1 protein-coding gene is annotated in these 600 nt (G+C 69.2%); it reads right to left on the reverse strand.

All coding sequences use genetic code 11. From position 1 onward, the window contains the following. A partial coding sequence (locus D588_RS24905; protein ID WP_043085085.1) for a hemagglutinin repeat-containing protein occupies positions 1-600 on the reverse strand: 600 nt, incomplete at both ends.

Below are 600 nucleotides of genomic sequence, written 5' to 3' on the forward strand. Positions count from 1 at the left end.
GCTGCTGTCGACCGTGGTGAGCGTGGTGCTGTTGAGGTCATTACCGGCGACCACCGCGAGACCGTTGCCAGCGTCGAGCTTGGCGGCGGTCAGGTTGACGTCGTGGCCGGCGCTGAGCACCAGGTTGCCGCCGGCGGTGAGCGCCTGCTGATCGATGTCCTGGGTGGTCGTGGTGGTGACGACCTTGGTCTTGCCCTGGCGGCTCTGGTCGGTGACGGTGCGACTGTCGCCCAGCACCGACGTGACATTGAGATCGTGCCCGGCCGCGGCGATCAGGTTGCCATCGGCCTTCACTTGGGCCTGGCGGATGGTGAGGTCGTTGCCGGCGGCCAGTTGCAGGCTGCCGCCGGTGGCGATGCTGGTACGCACCGTGGCCTTGCCGTTGGTGTCGGTGACCGGGGTCAACGACAGGTCGTGCCCGGCCTGCAGGGCGGCGTCGCCGCCGGCGGCGATCGCCACGCCATGCAGTTGCAGGTCGTTGCCGGCCTGCATGGACAGGTTGTTGCCGACGGTCAGGCTGGTGCCATCGCCGCCGCGGCTCAGACCGGACTCATCGCGCAACGCGGTCGGCTGCAGCGTGAGGTTGTTGCCCGCCAGCAG

Origin of the sequence: Xanthomonas sp. SHU 308, assembly GCF_000364645.1 — a bacterium.
Taxonomy (GTDB): Bacteria; Pseudomonadota; Gammaproteobacteria; order Xanthomonadales; family Xanthomonadaceae; genus Xanthomonas_A; species Xanthomonas_A sontii.